Origin of the sequence: Catenuloplanes sp. NPDC051500 (assembly GCF_044454585.1) — a bacterium.
In the GTDB taxonomy this organism is placed as follows: Bacteria; Actinomycetota; Actinomycetes; order Mycobacteriales; family Micromonosporaceae; genus Catenuloplanes.
The window spans coordinates 327,743-342,274 of sequence record NZ_JBITDX010000009.1 but is presented as its reverse complement, the minus strand read 5'-3'; the positions used below and the strand labels follow the sequence as shown (position 1 = coordinate 342,274).

Genomic DNA, 14,532 nt, shown 5'->3' with positions numbered 1-14,532 from the left:
CATATGCCCATATTGAAGTCACCGCCGGAGCCTAGCGCGCCAGTGCGACACATTGACATCGAGCTATATAAATGCCTAGGGTGCCCGAAAAGGTTTTCGGCAGACGAAGGGCGTGAATCATGAGATCGATGCGAAAACCGTCGCTGATCGCGGGCATGATCGCGGTGGCCATGGCGGCCAGCGGGGTCATGGTGGCCACGGCACAGGCGGCCGCGGCCGGATGCCGGGTGGTCTACTCCACGCCCAGCCAGTGGGGTGGCGGGTTCAGCGGCACCGTCTCGGTGACGAACCTCGGCGACGCGGTCACCGGATGGCGGCTGACGTTCTCGTTCCCCGGCGGGCAGCAGATCAGCCAGCTGTGGAACGGGTCGTACACGCAGTCGGGCGGCGCGGTCACCGTGACGAACGCGGCCTGGAACGGCACGCTCGCCACGAACGCGGAAGCGACAGTCGGGTTCAACGCGACCGGCAGCACCGCGACGCCGACCGGCTTCGCGCTCAACGGCGTGACCTGCACCGGCAGCGCGACCCCGACGACGGCAGCCCCGACCACGCCGGCGCCGACCACGCCGGCACCGCAGCCGAGCACCTGGAACCCGCCGGCCAACCTGACCGGCGCGCTTGACGCGGTCTGGCGGCACCAGGAGGAGACCTACGGCAACCTCTACGGGTTCCGCAACTACATCTGGGACCAGCTGACCGCGGCGCAGGGCAGCATCAACTACTGCGTGCGGTGGGACTCGTCAGCCCCGGTCAGCGCGGCGCTGCGGGACCAGATCGAGGTCAAGCTCGGGCAGCAGTTCAACAAGTGGATCGCGGCGATGGCGGGCTTCGACGGCTTCCCGTACACGAACGTGCCGGTGAACGTGGTCGGCTGGGCGGTCCGGGACCGGAACACGCTGCAGTGGACCGACAACTCCGTCGACATCTACGTCAACAACATCCGGGAGAACGCGCCGCAGTGCGCGGAGCCGTGCGGCCGCTTCTTCAACCAGAGCGGTTCATACCCCAACTGCCCCGGTGGGTACGCCCACCACTACGACATGTCGCTGTGGCTCACGGCCGGCATGAGCGGTGGCGCGGGCGGCGACTGGGGCCAGCGCGTCGGCAGCGAGTACTACGTGAACTCGCTCAACCAGGAGAACCAGCACATCCTGCTGCACGAGATCGGGCACGGCCTCGGCCTGGACGACTTCTACGACTGGGACCCGGGCGTCGGCGGCTTCCTGATGAAGGCCGGCAGCGCCACCCAGATCACCGAGTTCGACAAGTGGATGGCACGCGACTGGTGGCGCCATCTGAAGAGCCGGTACGGGCTATGACCGGCGTGCCACACCCGTGGACTCACGCACGATGAGCCGGGTCGGCATGCGCACCACCCCGGAGGCGGGAGCGCCGTCGAGCGCCGCGAACAGGTGCTTGACCGCGGCCGCGCCCAGCTGTTCGAGGTTGAGGTCGACTGTGGTGAGCGGCGGGCGGCACTCGGCGGCGATCACCTCCCAGTTGTCGTACCCGACCACTGCCACGTCGTCCGGCACGGAGCGGCCGAGGTCGTGAAGCGCCTCGGTGACGCCGTACGCGATCTGGTCGCTGCCGCAGAAGATCGCGTCCACGTCCGGGTGGGTGGAGAGCAGCATGGCGGCGGCGTGCCGGCCCCAGCGCTGCGACCACTGGCCGAAGAGCGGCTCGCCGACCGGCGTCAACCCCGAGTCGATCATGACCTCGGCCCAGGCGGCGGCGCGGTCCCGGGCGGCCCGGTAGCCGTGGTCACCTGTGATGTGCGCGATCCGGCGGCGGCCGAGTGACACGAGATGGCGGGCGGCGAGCCGGGCGCCGCCCGCGTCGTCCGCAACGATCGACACGTCGGCCGGGTCGTCGGACTCGCAGTAGACGTAGACCACAGGCACCGGGATGTCCCTGGTCAGCGACGGCCGGACGTCGTTCGCATCACCGAGGATGATGAAGCCGTCCACCTGCCGGGCCAGCAGCGTGCGGATGTAGTGCCGGCGGCGGATCGCGTCGCCGCGCGCGTCGCAGAGCAGCACGCTCATCTGCTCGTCGCCGAGCGCGTTCTCCGCGCCGAGCAGCACCGGGATGGTGAACCGGGCCGCGGACAGCTCGTCGGTGAGCAGGCCGATCGTCCGCGTGTTCCCGGAGATCAGGCCGCGGGCCAGGATGTTCGGCGAGAACTTGAGCTCGTCCGCCGCGGCCTGCACCCGCTGCCGGGTGGCGGGTGCGACCTCGCCGCGCGCGTTGAGCGCCTTGGAGGCGGTGGCGACCGAGACGCCGGCGAGCCGGGCCACGTCGGTCAGGGTGACGGCCTGCGTCCGCTGCCTCGCCACTCGTACCCCCGCCAGATCGAAAGATTTTCGAGTCAGCATAGCGGCACGGTGCCTCGCGAAATCGGCACGACATCGACCGTTGACAGTGGAGTAACCCGGTGTCAGGATTCCCGAAAAGGTTTTCGACACATCGACGGAGGCCGGCGTGAGAGCAGTCGAGTGTGGACCCGTGGTGCCGTCGTCCGGCGCGTTCCGGCCGGTCTCGCCGGAGTCCGTGCGGCTCACCGGGCACGGTTTCTGGGCCGATCGGCGTGCGCTGAACGCGTCCGGGATCCTGCCGCACGCCCACGCCTGGCTTGACCGGATGGGCTGGACGCAGAACTTCCGCGACCCCGCCCACCACACCGGCCGCGAGTTCACCGACTCGGAGATCTACAAGCTGCTCGAGGCCTACTGCTGGGACGACGCCGACCACTCCGCCGAGATCGGCACGCTCACCGCCCTGGTGGCCGAAGCCCAGGACAAAGACGGCTACCTGGGTACGGCGCACGGGCGGGACGGGCAGCATGCACGCTGGTCGGATCCGAACTTCGGGCACGAGCTCTACTGCCTCGGCCACCTCATCCAGGCCGGGGTGGCCGCCGCCCGTACCGGCAAGGCACCTGGTCTTCTGCAGGTCGCCCGCCGCGCCGCCGACCATGTCGTGCGGATCGACCCCGGCATCTGCGGCCACCCGGAGATCGAGACCGCACTCGTGGAGCTGTACCGGGTCACAGGCGACGTTCGCTACCTGGAGCAGGCTGCGGCGTTCGTGGACCGGCGCGGCCACCGCACGCTTCCGGAGCACGAGTTCGGCTGGACCTACTTCCTCGACGACACGCCGGTCCGGGACGCCACCTCGCTGCGGGGCCATGCGGTGCGCGCGCTCTACCTGGCCGCCGGCGCCGTGGACGTGGCGGTGGAGACCGGCGACACCGAGCTGCTGGCCGCTGTGGTCCGCCAGTTCGACCACACGCTGGCCCGGCGCACCTACCTGACCGGCGGCATGGGGTCGCGGCATCAGGACGAGTCGTTCGGCGACGACTTCGTGCTGCCGCCCGACCGTGCGTACTCGGAGACCTGCGCGGGCGTCGCCACGATCATGCTGGCCCACCGGCTGCTGCTTGCCACCGGCGACGTGCGGTACGGCGACATCGTCGAGCGGATCCTCTACAACGTGGTCGCCACCGCGATCGCCGACGACGGCCGCGCGTTCTTCTACGCGCACACGCTGCACCAGCGCACGCCCACCGAGTTCGTGCCCGCAGACCGGGCGCAGCTGCGTTTCGGCGGAGGGCCGCGCGCGCCGTTCTTCGAGGTCTCCTGCTGCCTGCCGAACGTGGCACGGTTGCTTGCCTCGCTCCCGGCCTACCTGGTCACGTCGAGCGCCGAGGGCGTGCAGCTCCACCAGTACGCGAGCATGGACGTCACCGCGGGCGGGCTGACGCTCGCCGTGCGCACCCGCTATCCGGACGACGGCGATGTCGCGATCGAGGTGCGCCGCGCGGACCAGGGCGAACGGGTGCTGACCTTGCGCATCCCGGCCTGGGCCGCCGGCGCCACGGTGGACGGACTGCCTGTCGAGCCGGGCACGGCGGTGCGGGTGCGGCGCGACTTCATCCGCGGCGACGTGGTGCGGCTGCACCTGCCGGTCACCCCGCGGTGGACACGGCCGGACCCGCGGATCGACGCGGTGCGCGGGTGCGTGGCGGTCGAGGCCGGGCCGCTGGTGATGTGCGTCGAGTCGCTTGACGCGCGGCAGAACCTGGATCACCTCATGGTCGACGCGTCGGAGGCCCCCGGGGCCGCCGTCGTGAAGGGCCGGTTCGCGGATCCCACCGACGCGCGCTGGCCGTACCGCAGCAATGGCGACGATTGCGCGCACGGAACCCCCACCGTCGTGCCGCTCGTGCCGTACCACCGCTGGGCCCGTCGTGGTCCCGCCACGATGCGCGTCTGGCTGCCCGTCATGCCGACCTGACCCCTCTCACCAGGAGGTGACGCGATGCGGATCGCCCTGAGCTCCGCGCTCGTCCTCGCACTCCTCACGCCGGCCGTGCCGGCCCGAGCAGCACAACCGATCGGATACCCCACCTTCACCGGTGGCAGCATTCCGGCGGCGCCGGCCGCACTCAGCACCGGCAGCACCATGCAGGCGATCTACGACGCGGAAGCCGGCGGCACCGACTTCTGGATGGACCGGCTGCTGTCCCGGTCCGGAAACGATCCGGCCGGCACCTGGCTGATGAGCCGGGGGCGGGCGCTGTTCATGAAGACGCACACGCCGGGCACGCTCGGGTTCGGCGGGCAGGTGGCGTACTGGGAGAGCATCAACGACCAGCCCGCGTTCACAGTGACCGCGAGCCCGGGGACGTTCACCGAGCAGGTCGCGCAGCGGTGGCAGGCGCCGAGCCACTGGCGGTCAGTCCACACGTCCGGAAATATCCGGATCAATCAGACCAAGTTCATCACGCAGCAGAACGTGGCGGTCGCGAATCTGGCGATCACCAACAGCGGGAGCGCGGCGGCGACCCTCACCCTGCGCGCCACCTCGCCGTACGCGACAAGCGGCTCAGGCAACGAACTGACTGGTCAGACGAGCGTGAAGAACAACCTGACCACGCTGTACCCGCGGCTGTCCGGCGACGGCTTCACGGCCACCGGCGGCGGGCTGAACCGCAGTCTCACAGTCGCGGCCGGCGCGACAGTCACCACGAAGATCGTGCTCGGCTTCGTCGCCAACGAGATCCCGGAGTCGCTCACCGAGTACAACGCCTACCGGGGTTATGCGGCGGACACCGCGTTCGCCACCCACGTGCGCGCGTACAACCGCTGGTGGGCGCAGAACATCCCCTACCTCGACGTGCCCGAACCGGCGATCAAGAAGACCATCTACTACCGCTGGTGGCTGATGCGCTTCAACCACCTGGACGCGGACATCCCCGGGCAGGACTTCCAGTTCCCGGTCTCGGTGGAGGGCGCGCTCGGCTACAACAACGCGATAGTGCTCACCCAGCCCATGCACATCGATGATCTAAAATACCTGCGCGATCCGGTCTACTCGTACGGGCCGTGGGTGTCTGTGGGTCAGGTGTCGAAGGGCGGCCGGTTCGTGGACAACCCGGGCGACCCGGAGAACTGGTCGAATTCGTACACCCAGTACATCTCCGAGGCGGCGTGGCGGGCGTACCAGATCCACGGTGGACAGCCGGCGATCGCCGCCCAGCTCGCCCGTTACGCGGAGGGCGACGTGAAGGGCCAGCTGTCGTTCTACGACCACGACAACAACGGCCTCATCGAGTACGACTGGGGCGCGCTGACCGGCAACGACGCGGACGCGGTCTCGTTCCACTGGCGTTCCGGCCAGCTCGACCGGGCGGAGTCGGCGTACGTCTACAGCAACGCGCTCGCCGCCGCGCAGGCCTACACGGTCGCCGGGAACACCGCGAAGGCCGCGGAGATGCAGGCGATCGCGGACCGGGTGCGGAACGCGATCGTGACCGTGCTGTGGAACCCCAAGACACAGTTGATCGAGCACCGGCACGTGGCCACGAACGCGCACGTGCCGTGGAAGGAGATCAACAACTACTATCCGTTCTCGGTCGGCGCGATGCCGAACACTGACACGTACAAGCAGGCGCTGCGCCTCTACGCGGACCCGGCGGAGTACCCGATCTTCCCGTTCTTCACCGCGAACCAGCGGGACAAGGCGGCGGCAGCGGCGGCCGGCCAGCCCGGCAGCAACAACTTCTCCACGATCAACTCGACGGTGCAGTTCCGGCTCTACTCCTCGGTCCTGCGCAACTACCCCAACCAGTGGATGAACGCCGAGGACTACAAGAAACTGCTCTACTGGAACGCCTGGGCGCAGTACATCGGCGGAAACACGGCCTGGCCGGACGCGAACGAGTTCTGGGCGGACTGGAACGCCGCGACAAAGACCATCGACTACCGGTCCTGGATCCACCACAACATCCTCGGCAGCAGCAACTGGACCGTGATCGAGGACGTAATGGGGCTGCGCCCGCGCAACGACGCGCAGATCGAGCTGTCCCCGATCGGCATCGGCTGGTCACACTTCGCGGCGAACAACCTGCGCTACCGCAACGCGGACCTGTCGATCGTCTGGGACGACCCGGCGGACGGTGTGACGCGGTATCCGGGCTTCCCGCAGGGCTACTCGGTGTATCTCAACGGGACGCGGGCGTTCACAGTGGACCGGCTGACCCCTGTCGTCTACAACCCGGCGACCGGCGCGGTGACGCTGCCGTCCGGCGGGGCGGTCACGTACAGCGCGGCGGTGCCGGGTGTGCAGGCGCCGGCCCAGGTGACGCAGAGCAGCGCGCGGATCGTGGACGTCTTCGCGAAGTCCGGCACGAACCTGAGCGCCGCGAACGTGTTCAAGGGCGCCACGACAAGCGCGTCCTACACCGCGTCCGGGACCGGTGGCGCCGCCGCCGTCGACGGCTACCCGATCAACGAGCCGGTCTGGGGCACCTACGGCTCGCCGAACGCGGCGGACTGGCTGGAGGTCAACCTCGGCGCCGCCAGGCCGGTGAGCGAGGTCCGCGCGTACTTCCGCAACGACCGGGCCGCGAACCGCTATCGGCCGCCGTCCTCGTACACGGTGCAGTACTGGAACGGCTCCGCCTGGGTCTCAGTGGCCACCCAGGCCGCGCCGCGATCGAACTACAACACGGTCAGGTTCACCGCGGTCACGGCGCAGCGGTTCCGGATCCAGGTCACGCACGCGTCCGGGTTCAAGACCGGAATAACGGAGTTGCAGGCTTATACCCCTTAGGAGATTGATGTGAAGCTGTGGATCGGCGGCGCCGCTGCCGTGCTCCTGGTCGCCGGCTGTGGCGGCCAGGCCGTGGCGGACGGCCCGGTCACGGTCACGCTGTGGACCAGGGCCGCGACCGAGACCGTGTCCAAGGCCTATGCGGAGGCGTACAACGCCACGCACGAGGACACGGTCGAGGTCACCGCGTACCCGAACGAGGAGTACCCGGCGAAGCTCGCCTCCGCGGCCGGCGCGAGGGCGCTGCCCGACCTCTTCGCCGCGGACGTGGTGTTCGCACCGCAGTACGCGGCCCAGGGCCTCTGGCTGGACATCACCGACAGGTTCACGGCCCTCCCGGTGGCGGACAAGGTCTCGCCCGCGCACGTGCGGAACGGCACCTGGGAGGGCCGCACCTATGCGGTCCCGCACACGATCGACATGTCCGTGCTGCTCTACAACAAGGACCTCTACACCCGGGCGGGGCTGGACCCCGCCACGCCGCCCACAACGTTGAAAGAGTTCGCCGACCACGCACGGACAATCGACAAGCTCGGCGGCGACGTCAACGGCACCTACTTCGGCGGGAACTGCGGCGGCTGCACCGTGTTCACGCTGTGGCCGTCCGTCTGGGCCGCCGGCGGCGACGTGATGAACGACGACGGCACCGCCAGCGGCATCGACGGGCCGGAGATGGCAGAGGTGTTCGCGATCTACCGCGCGCTGTTCGAGGAGGGCGTGGCCGCGCCCGCGTCGAAGGACGAGGCCGGGCCGACCTGGCTGGGCGCGCTGCAGAGCGGAAACATCGGCATCGCGCCCGCGCCGAGCGTGTGGCTCGGCATCATCGAGGAGAAGGCCGGCTTCACGCTCGGCGTGGCACCGATCAGCGGGCCCGGCGGCGGCGAGTCCACGTTCGTCGGCGGCGACGCGATCGGAGTCGGCGCCACCTCGAAGCACGCGGACGCGGCCTGGGACTTCCTGTCCTGGACGCTCGGCGACGAGGCGCAGGTCGAGGTGATCGCCAAGGGCAAGGGCGTGCCGGTGCGCACCGACCTGGCCGCCAACAAGTACTCAAGCGCGGATCCGCGGGTGGTCGCGATCAACTCGCTGCTGGCGAAGGGCCGCACGCCCTACGCGAAGAACTTCAACGCCACCTACAACGATCCGCAGAGCCCGTGGATCGCCACCTTCCGGGGCGCGTTGTTCGGTGACGCGAACACGGCGCTTGCCGAGGGGGCGTCCGCGCTGACCGCCTCGCTCGCCAAGTGACGACCACGCTGTCGCGCCCGGCCGTGGTGGTTCGCCCCACCACTGCCGGAACGCGGCGACGCCGGCACGCGCTGACCGGGCTGCTCTACGCCGCACCCGTCGCGTTCATGGTCGGCGCGTTCTTCGTCGTACCGCTGGGGCTGGTGGCCTGGATGTCGTTGCACCGCTGGCCGCTGCTGGGAATCCCCCGGATCAACGCGCCCGCCAACTACACAGGACTCGCCGGGGATGTGCTGTTGAGCGACGCGGCCCGGTTCACCGCCACGTACACGCTGATCATCACGGTGTTGCTGTTCGGCTCCGCGCTCGGGATGGCGCTGCTGGTCCAGCGTCCGCGGCGCGGGGTGGGACTGCTGCGGACCGCGTTCTTCCTGCCGGCCGCGGTCGGGTTCGCAAGCGCGTCGCTGCTGTTCCTCGGGCTGCTCAGCGCGGAGATCGGCCCGTTCGGCGGCGTGGTGAGCGTGAGCGGAAGCCCGGCGGCCGCGCTCGGCGCCGCGATCCTGCTGGTGCTGTGGCGGTTCGCCGGGTTCAACATGCTGATCCTGCTCACCGGCCTGCAGGCCATCCCCACCGAGGTGTACGAGGCCGCGAAGCTCGACGGCGCCGGGCGGTGGCAGACGTTCACACACATCACGCTGCCGCTGCTGCGGACCACGATCGCGCTGGTCCTGACACTGATCGTGACCGGGTCGCTGCTCGCGTTCGACCAGTTCTGGATCCTCACCCGCGGCGGGCCGGACAACTCGACCACCTCGCTTGTGATGGTGATCTACCGCAAGGCGTTCATCGAGCTGGACCTCGGTGCGTCCGCGGCCGTGTCCGTCGCGCTGCTTGCCGTGCTGGTCGCGGTGTCGCTCGTGCAGCTGGCCGTCCTACGTCGCCGGAGTGCCCCATGAAACTCGTGCAGCCCGTCACTGGTGGCGCGCTCGCCATCCTCTTCCTGTTCCCGCTGCTGTGGAGCGGGTACGCCTCCGTCCGTACCCGCGACGGTTTCGGCCTGGAGAACTATGCCCGACTGTTCACCGACGACAGCGGAATCCGGGGCTACCACGTGGTCAACAGTCTCACCGTGGCAGCGCTCACCGTGGGCGGGACGCTGCTTGTGGCGACGCTCGGCGGCTACGCCTTCGGGCGGTTCAGCTTCCCCGGGCGGGACGCGTTGTTCCTTGTCACGCTCGCGATCCTGATGGTCCCCTACGCCACGATCCTGATCGCGCTCTACGTGCTTCTCGGCTGGGTCGGGCTGCAGGACTCGCTGCTCGGCCTGAGCCTGGTGCTGATCATGTTCCAGCTGCCGTTCGCGATCTTCATGATGCGCAACTCGTTCGCCGCGATCCCCCGCGAGCTGGAGGAGTCCGCCCAGGTCGACGGCGCGTCCAGCCTGGGCGTGCTGGTACGGGTGATGCTGCCCGCGGTCCGGCCCGGCCTGGTGACGGTGGCGCTGTTCGCGTTCCTGTCCAGCTGGTCGGAGTTCTTCGCGCCGCTGATCCTGCTCAACTCGACTGACCGTTTCACGCTTACCCTTGCGGTGGTCAACATGCGGACCGCGACGTTCGGCGCGATCGACTACGCGGCGCTCGAGGCGGGCGTGACGCTGATGGCGCTGCCGTGCCTGCTGCTCTTCGTGGTGCTGCAGCGCAGTTACGTACGGGGGTTCATGTCCGGGGCGCTGCGAGGGTGAACTCGTTGCCGTCCGGGTCGGCCAGCTCGCCGTCGCCGAGACGGAGGGCGCCGAGCGCGATCAGGTGGCCGGCCTCGCCGTCGATCTCCAGCCGCTGGCGGTTGCGGCCGTCCTTCGGGTCGAGCGGCGGGCCGCCCCACGCGATCTTCGTGCCGCCCGCCGGGGACTGGATCGCGGTCTCCCCGTTCTCGTCCCAGACCAGCGGCCAGCCGAGCGCCTCGCTCCAGAACACGCCCACGTCGCGGGTGCCGTCGCAGGCCAGCTCGCCGAGGAACCCGCAGCCGGCCAGGAACCTGTTACCGGCCTCGATCACGCAGAACGGGTTGCCCTCCGGATCGGCGAGCACGATGTGCCCCTCCGCGGGCAGCTGACCGACGTCGAGGTGACCGGCACCGAGCGTGAGCGCGGCCTCGACCGTACGCTGCTGATCGTCGACTGTGGCGCTGGTCAGGTGCAGATGCATGCTGCGCGCGCCGGGCTTCCGCTCCGGGCCGGTCACGAACGCGAGGCCGAGCTGGCCGCCCTCGCCCGGCAGGCGAACGGCGTCGCCGTCGCGGAGCGGCTCGCGGCCGAGCATCCCGGCCCAGAAACGCGCCAAGCCGTCCACGTCGCGTGCATCGAAGGTCACCGTCAGCGTCCGCATCCCCGCACCGTAGGCACGCTCCCCCGGCCTGACAACCGATTAAGCCCCGACCGCTCCGGCCCGTAGCATGGGCTCGATGATTAATCCCGAATTGCGCGATGATGGCCTGCACGCCGACCCGGAGCGGACCGACGAGGCGCTGCGGCTGCTGTCCGGGGCGCCGTTCGCGCTCGACGTCGCGTCGAAGCAGCTCGGCCGCGGGAGCGGCGTCTACGCCTGGTGGGCCGCTCATTCGGTCTTTCCCGAGCTGAGCGGGCCGGCGAACGACGAGGTGCCGTCGCTGCGCCTGCTGTACCTCGGGCGGGCGACCAGCCTCCGGGGCCGGATCCTGCGCAATCACCTGCGGCGTTCGGGCAGCTCGACGCTGCGCCGCACGCTCGCCGGGCTGCTCCTGTCCGAGGGGTACCGGACGACCTGGACGGACCGGGTCGTCCTGGTCCCGGAGGACGAGGCGCGGCTGACCCGGTGGATGCACGCCAACCTGCGCCTGACCTGGGCCGAGGACCCGGAGGCCGAGGCCATCGAGGCCGACCTCGTACGGCGCTTCCATCCGCCGCTGAACGTGTCAGGCGTACGGCCCGAACACGTCCAGCCGGCGGTGGTCGCCGCGAAGGCCGCCTACAACGCCTCCAGCCACCCGTGACGTACTAGCTGGTCAGGACCATGCGGTAGCGGGCCTCGCCGGACATCATCCGGGTGTAGGCCGCGTTCGCCTCGGCAAGCGGTGCGGTCTCGGTGATCGGGCGGATGCCGGTCAGGGCCGCGAAGCGCAGCGTCTCCTCGACGTCGCGGGCGGTGCCGGAGGGGTGGCCGTGGACGGACTTGCCGCCGGGGACCAGCTGGAACGGGCTGACCTCGATCGGCGCCGGGTCGACGCCGACGACGAGCAGCTCACCGCCGTGGCGGAGGCCGTCGAAGGCCGCGGTCATCGCGGCGGAGCTGTTCGTCGTGTTGAGCACGGCCGTCGCACCTCCGAGCGCCTGGAGCCGCGCGACGACGTCCTCGGTCGTACCGTCGATGTAGTGGTGTGCGCCAAGCGCGAGCGCGTCGTCCGCGCGGGCCGCCCCACGCGCGACGGCGACCACCTCGAAGCCCATCCGGTTCGCGAACTGGACGCCCAGGTGGCCGAGCCCGCCGAGGCCGAGCACCGCGACCAGGTCCCCGGGCCGGGCGGCGCTGCGGCGGAGCGCGTTGAACGTGGCCACGCCCGCGCAGCCCATCGGCGCGGCCTCGACCGCGGTGATCGCGTCCGGGATGCGCGCCAACGCGGACAACGGAACGACCACAGACTCGGAGAAGCCGCCGGGGTACGCCCAGCCCGGCACCTGCAGCCGCTCGCAGTAGATCGCCTCGCCGGCCCGGCACGGCACGCAGACGCCGCAGTTGCCGCCGAACCAGCCGACCGCGACCCGGTCGCCGGCCGCCCAGCCCTCGGCGTCCTCGCCGAGCGCGTCGATGCGGCCCGCGATCTCGTGGCCCGCCACGAGCGGAAACGTCACCGGATATCCGGCGTTGACGAACGCCGAGTCGGTACGGCAGACGCCGCACGCCTCGACCGCGATGCGGACCTGCCCGCGGCCGGGCTCGGGCAGCGGCCCGGAGACGATCTCGAACGCGGCGCCGGGCGCGCTGACCTGTGCGGAACGAACGGTGTGCATCAGAACCTCCAGTGGATGTGCACCAATCACAGCCGCCCGGAGGGCCTGCGAACACGCGATAACCGGCCCGCCCGAACCTAGGAACGGCGGAAACACCCAGCGCCCTCGACACCCCCGAACACCACTGCACACTTGGGTACGTGAGCCACAACGACGACCTGCGCGCGTTCCTGCGGTCCCGGCGTGCCCGGTTGCAGCCGGAGGAGATCGGCCTGCCCAAGGACGGCGGCCGGCGGGTGAAAGGGCTGCGGCGCGAGGAGCTGGCCGCGCTGGCCGGCGTCAGCGTCGACTACTACGTGCGCCTGGAGCAGGGGCGGAACCTGAACCCGTCGGACACGGTGCTTGACGCGATCGCCCGTGCGCTGCGGCTCGACGACGCGGAGCGGGCGCACCTGTTCGACCTGGCCCGGCCCCCGGTGAAGCGCCGCCGCCCGCCACGCCGGCCGCAGCGGATCGCGCCCGCGACGTACCAGCTGATGGAGACCTTGGATCTTGCCGCGAGCCCGGCGCTGCTGCTCGGCCGGCGGATGGACGTGCTGGCGATCAACCGGACCGCCCGCGCGCTGATCGGGGATCTGCACGCGCTGCCCGCCCGCGACCGCAACTACGCACGGTTCGTGATCCTCGACGGGAACGCGCGCGAGCTGCACGCCGACTGGGCGACGATCGCGGCGGAGACGGTGGCGGCGCTACGGCTCTACGCCGGGCGGCAGCCGGACGATCCGGACCTGTCCGCGCTCGTCGGAGAGCTGTCCGTGCACAGCGAGGAGTTCCGGCGGTGGTGGGCGGACCACCAGGTACTCGCCCGGACATCGGGGACGAAACGGTACCGGCATCCGGTGGTGGGCGAGCTGACGCTCACCTACCAGGCACTGACCCTGCCGGACGACGCGGAGCAGACGCTGTTCGTCTACACCGCGGCCGCCGGGACGCCCGCGCACACCGCGCTTCGGCTGCTCGCCCAGTGGACCGCGTCGTCGCCCGCGGACGTTCCCGAACACGTCTGACCCGCCCGCAGGCCCGTCCTGCTCCCCCCGATCCGGCCCGGCTACCGTTAGCACGAGCAGATCTTCACGGGTACGGGATGAGGGACGCGTCATGACCGAGGAGAACCTCTGGCTGCGGCAGCTCGCGGAGAACCCGGACCATTCGCAGTGGTACATCAAGCGGTTCCGGGACATGGCCGCCCGCGGCGCCGACCTCCACGGCGAGGCCCGCCTGATCGACGCGATGGCACCGCGCGGCGCGCGCATCCTGGACGCCGGCTGCGGCACCGGGCGCGTCGGCGGGCGGCTGGCCGAGGCCGGGCACACAGTGACCGGCGTCGACCTGGACCCGGCGCTGATCGAGGACGCGCGCACGTCGTACCCCCGATCGCAGTGGCTCGTCGGCGACCTGTCGGCACTGGAACTGCCTGACCATTTCGACCTGATCGTCTGCGCCGGGAACGTGCTGACCTTCGTGGCGCCGTCCACCCGCGTGGAGATCCTCCGCCGCTTCGCCGGTCACCTGGCCGACGGCGGCCGCCTGATCACCGGCTTCGGCGCCGGCCGCGGCTACGACTTCGACGCCTACCTCGCCGACGTGAAAGAAGCAGGCCTGACCCAGTCGCTGCTGCTCGGCACGTGGGACCTGCGCCCGTTCGGCCCGGACTCCGACTTCCTGGTCGCGGTGCTCACCCGATGATCGTCGAGTTCGAGGCGCCGCTGTGGGAGTGGGACGCCCGCCGGGAGAGCTGGACGTTCGTCAGCCTGCCCGAGGACGTCTCCGAGGACATCAAACACCTGACCGAAGGGCTGCGGCGCGGCTTCGGCGCGGTCAAGGTCCGCGCCGCGATCGGCGTCAGCGAGTGGTCCACCTCCATCTTCCCGGACAGCAAGCGGGGCGCCTACGTGCTGCCGGTCAAGCGGGCGGTCCGCGAGAGGAACAAGCTGGGCGTGGGCGATCTGGCCGCCGTCACTGTCGAGGTACTCGCGGGCTGATCCCTGCCCCGCTGTGCCGCTACCCGGATCTCCCACTTCCCGACCTGGCGTACGTGCATACCCGGCAATTCGCGCCCATCTAGATCCTTGCGGCTCTGAGCGCCCATTCAGCGGCGTCGCAAGGGCGCGCAGAGCCGCCAGGGTCTCGGTGGTGGGTGTGCCGGTCCCGCTTGCAGCGGCGGGGGGGGTCTTCCGGGT

13 protein-coding genes are annotated in these 14,532 nt (G+C 70.3%); 10 read left to right on the top strand and 3 right to left on the bottom strand.

Annotated elements, in window-relative coordinates; all coding sequences use genetic code 11:
* The first annotated feature begins 128 nt into the window (after window positions 1–128).
* Window positions 129–1,322, top strand: coding sequence for a cellulose-binding domain-containing protein (locus tag ACIA8K_RS20940; protein ID WP_396061554.1), 1,194 nt, complete (start codon window positions 129–131; stop codon window positions 1,320–1,322).
* Here ACIA8K_RS20940 and ACIA8K_RS20935 read toward each other — a convergent pair.
* On the bottom strand, window positions 1,317–2,342 hold the full coding sequence (locus ACIA8K_RS20935; RefSeq protein ID WP_396061551.1) for a LacI family DNA-binding transcriptional regulator: 1,026 nt from the start codon (window positions 2,340–2,342) through the stop codon (window positions 1,317–1,319). The two genes, ACIA8K_RS20940 and ACIA8K_RS20935, sit on opposite strands and share 6 nt — an antisense overlap.
* 145 nt (window positions 2,343–2,487) lie before the next feature.
* Here ACIA8K_RS20935 and ACIA8K_RS20930 point away from each other — a divergent pair, with 145 nt between their 5' ends.
* From ACIA8K_RS20930 to ACIA8K_RS20910, 5 genes are read left to right on the top strand one after another with little or no spacing between them, the layout of a single operon-like run.
* Window positions 2,488–4,302: a glycoside hydrolase family 127 protein gene (locus ACIA8K_RS20930; protein ID WP_396061548.1), complete on the top strand. Its 1,815-nt coding sequence runs from the start codon at window positions 2,488–2,490 to the stop codon at window positions 4,300–4,302.
* 24 nt (window positions 4,303–4,326) lie between these two features.
* Window positions 4,327–7,122, top strand: a complete 2,796-nt coding sequence (locus ACIA8K_RS20925; RefSeq protein ID WP_396061545.1) for an MGH1-like glycoside hydrolase domain-containing protein — start codon at window positions 4,327–4,329, stop codon at window positions 7,120–7,122.
* A 9-nt stretch (window positions 7,123–7,131) separates the two neighbouring features.
* Window positions 7,132–8,370, top strand: coding sequence for an ABC transporter substrate-binding protein (locus ACIA8K_RS20920; protein WP_396061543.1), 1,239 nt, complete (start codon window positions 7,132–7,134; stop codon window positions 8,368–8,370).
* Window positions 8,367–9,266 carry a carbohydrate ABC transporter permease gene (locus ACIA8K_RS20915; RefSeq protein ID WP_396061541.1) on the top strand — a complete coding sequence of 300 codons (900 nt, stop codon included), beginning with the start codon at window positions 8,367–8,369 and terminating at the stop codon, window positions 9,264–9,266. The genes ACIA8K_RS20920 and ACIA8K_RS20915 overlap by 4 nt, the downstream gene beginning before the upstream one ends.
* The gene (locus tag ACIA8K_RS20910; protein WP_396061539.1) at window positions 9,263–10,051 is read left to right on the top strand and encodes a carbohydrate ABC transporter permease; all 789 of its coding nucleotides are present in this window, start codon (window positions 9,263–9,265) and stop codon (window positions 10,049–10,051) included. Before ACIA8K_RS20915 ends, ACIA8K_RS20910 begins: the two co-directional genes overlap by 4 nt.
* Here ACIA8K_RS20910 and ACIA8K_RS20905 read toward each other — a convergent pair.
* Window positions 10,026–10,694, bottom strand: coding sequence for a VOC family protein (locus ACIA8K_RS20905; protein ID WP_396061537.1), 669 nt, complete (start codon window positions 10,692–10,694; stop codon window positions 10,026–10,028). The two genes, ACIA8K_RS20910 and ACIA8K_RS20905, sit on opposite strands and share 26 nt — an antisense overlap.
* A 76-nt stretch (window positions 10,695–10,770) precedes the next feature.
* Between ACIA8K_RS20905 and ACIA8K_RS20900 the strand changes: the two genes are divergently transcribed.
* Window positions 10,771–11,337, top strand: a complete 567-nt coding sequence (locus ACIA8K_RS20900; protein WP_396061534.1) for a GIY-YIG nuclease family protein — start codon at window positions 10,771–10,773, stop codon at window positions 11,335–11,337.
* A 4-nt stretch (window positions 11,338–11,341) separates the two neighbouring features.
* Here the strand turns inward: ACIA8K_RS20900 and ACIA8K_RS20895 are convergent, their stop codons facing one another.
* Window positions 11,342–12,352, bottom strand: a complete 1,011-nt coding sequence (locus tag ACIA8K_RS20895; RefSeq protein WP_396061531.1) for an alcohol dehydrogenase catalytic domain-containing protein — start codon at window positions 12,350–12,352, stop codon at window positions 11,342–11,344.
* Window positions 12,353–12,492: 140 nt separating this feature from the next.
* Here ACIA8K_RS20895 and ACIA8K_RS20890 point away from each other — a divergent pair, with 140 nt between their 5' ends.
* The 3 genes from ACIA8K_RS20890 to ACIA8K_RS20880 all read left to right on the top strand — a co-directional run bounded on the left by ACIA8K_RS20890 (window position 12,493) and on the right by ACIA8K_RS20880 (window position 14,334).
* The gene (locus tag ACIA8K_RS20890; RefSeq protein WP_396061529.1) at window positions 12,493–13,359 is read left to right on the top strand and encodes a helix-turn-helix domain-containing protein; all 867 of its coding nucleotides are present in this window, start codon (window positions 12,493–12,495) and stop codon (window positions 13,357–13,359) included.
* Window positions 13,360–13,450: 91 nt separating this feature from the next.
* Window positions 13,451–14,038: a class I SAM-dependent methyltransferase gene (locus ACIA8K_RS20885; RefSeq protein ID WP_396061527.1), complete on the top strand. Its 588-nt coding sequence runs from the start codon at window positions 13,451–13,453 to the stop codon at window positions 14,036–14,038.
* On the top strand, window positions 14,035–14,334 hold the full coding sequence (locus tag ACIA8K_RS20880; protein WP_396061524.1) for a DUF1905 domain-containing protein: 300 nt from the start codon (window positions 14,035–14,037) through the stop codon (window positions 14,332–14,334). The genes ACIA8K_RS20885 and ACIA8K_RS20880 overlap by 4 nt, the downstream gene beginning before the upstream one ends.
* The last annotated feature ends 198 nt before the right edge of the window (window positions 14,335–14,532 follow it).

Bases quoted from the DNA above. Each gene is read 5' to 3' on its own strand.
- ACIA8K_RS20940 (WP_396061554.1), top strand. From the start codon at position 129: ATGCGAAAACCGTCGCTGATCGCGGGCATGATCGCGGTGGCCATGGCG.
- ACIA8K_RS20925 (WP_396061545.1), top strand. From the start codon at position 4,327: ATGCGGATCGCCCTGAGCTCCGCGCTCGTCCTCGCACTCCTCACGCCG.
- ACIA8K_RS20910 (WP_396061539.1), top strand. From the start codon at position 9,263: ATGAAACTCGTGCAGCCCGTCACTGGTGGCGCGCTCGCCATCCTCTTC.
- ACIA8K_RS20905 (WP_396061537.1), bottom strand. From the start codon at position 10,694: ATGCGGACGCTGACGGTGACCTTCGATGCACGCGACGTGGACGGCTTG.
- ACIA8K_RS20900 (WP_396061534.1), top strand. From the start codon at position 10,771: ATGATTAATCCCGAATTGCGCGATGATGGCCTGCACGCCGACCCGGAG.
- ACIA8K_RS20895 (WP_396061531.1), bottom strand. From the start codon at position 12,352: ATGCACACCGTTCGTTCCGCACAGGTCAGCGCGCCCGGCGCCGCGTTC.
- ACIA8K_RS20885 (WP_396061527.1), top strand. From the start codon at position 13,451: ATGACCGAGGAGAACCTCTGGCTGCGGCAGCTCGCGGAGAACCCGGAC.
- ACIA8K_RS20880 (WP_396061524.1), top strand. From the start codon at position 14,035: ATGATCGTCGAGTTCGAGGCGCCGCTGTGGGAGTGGGACGCCCGCCGG.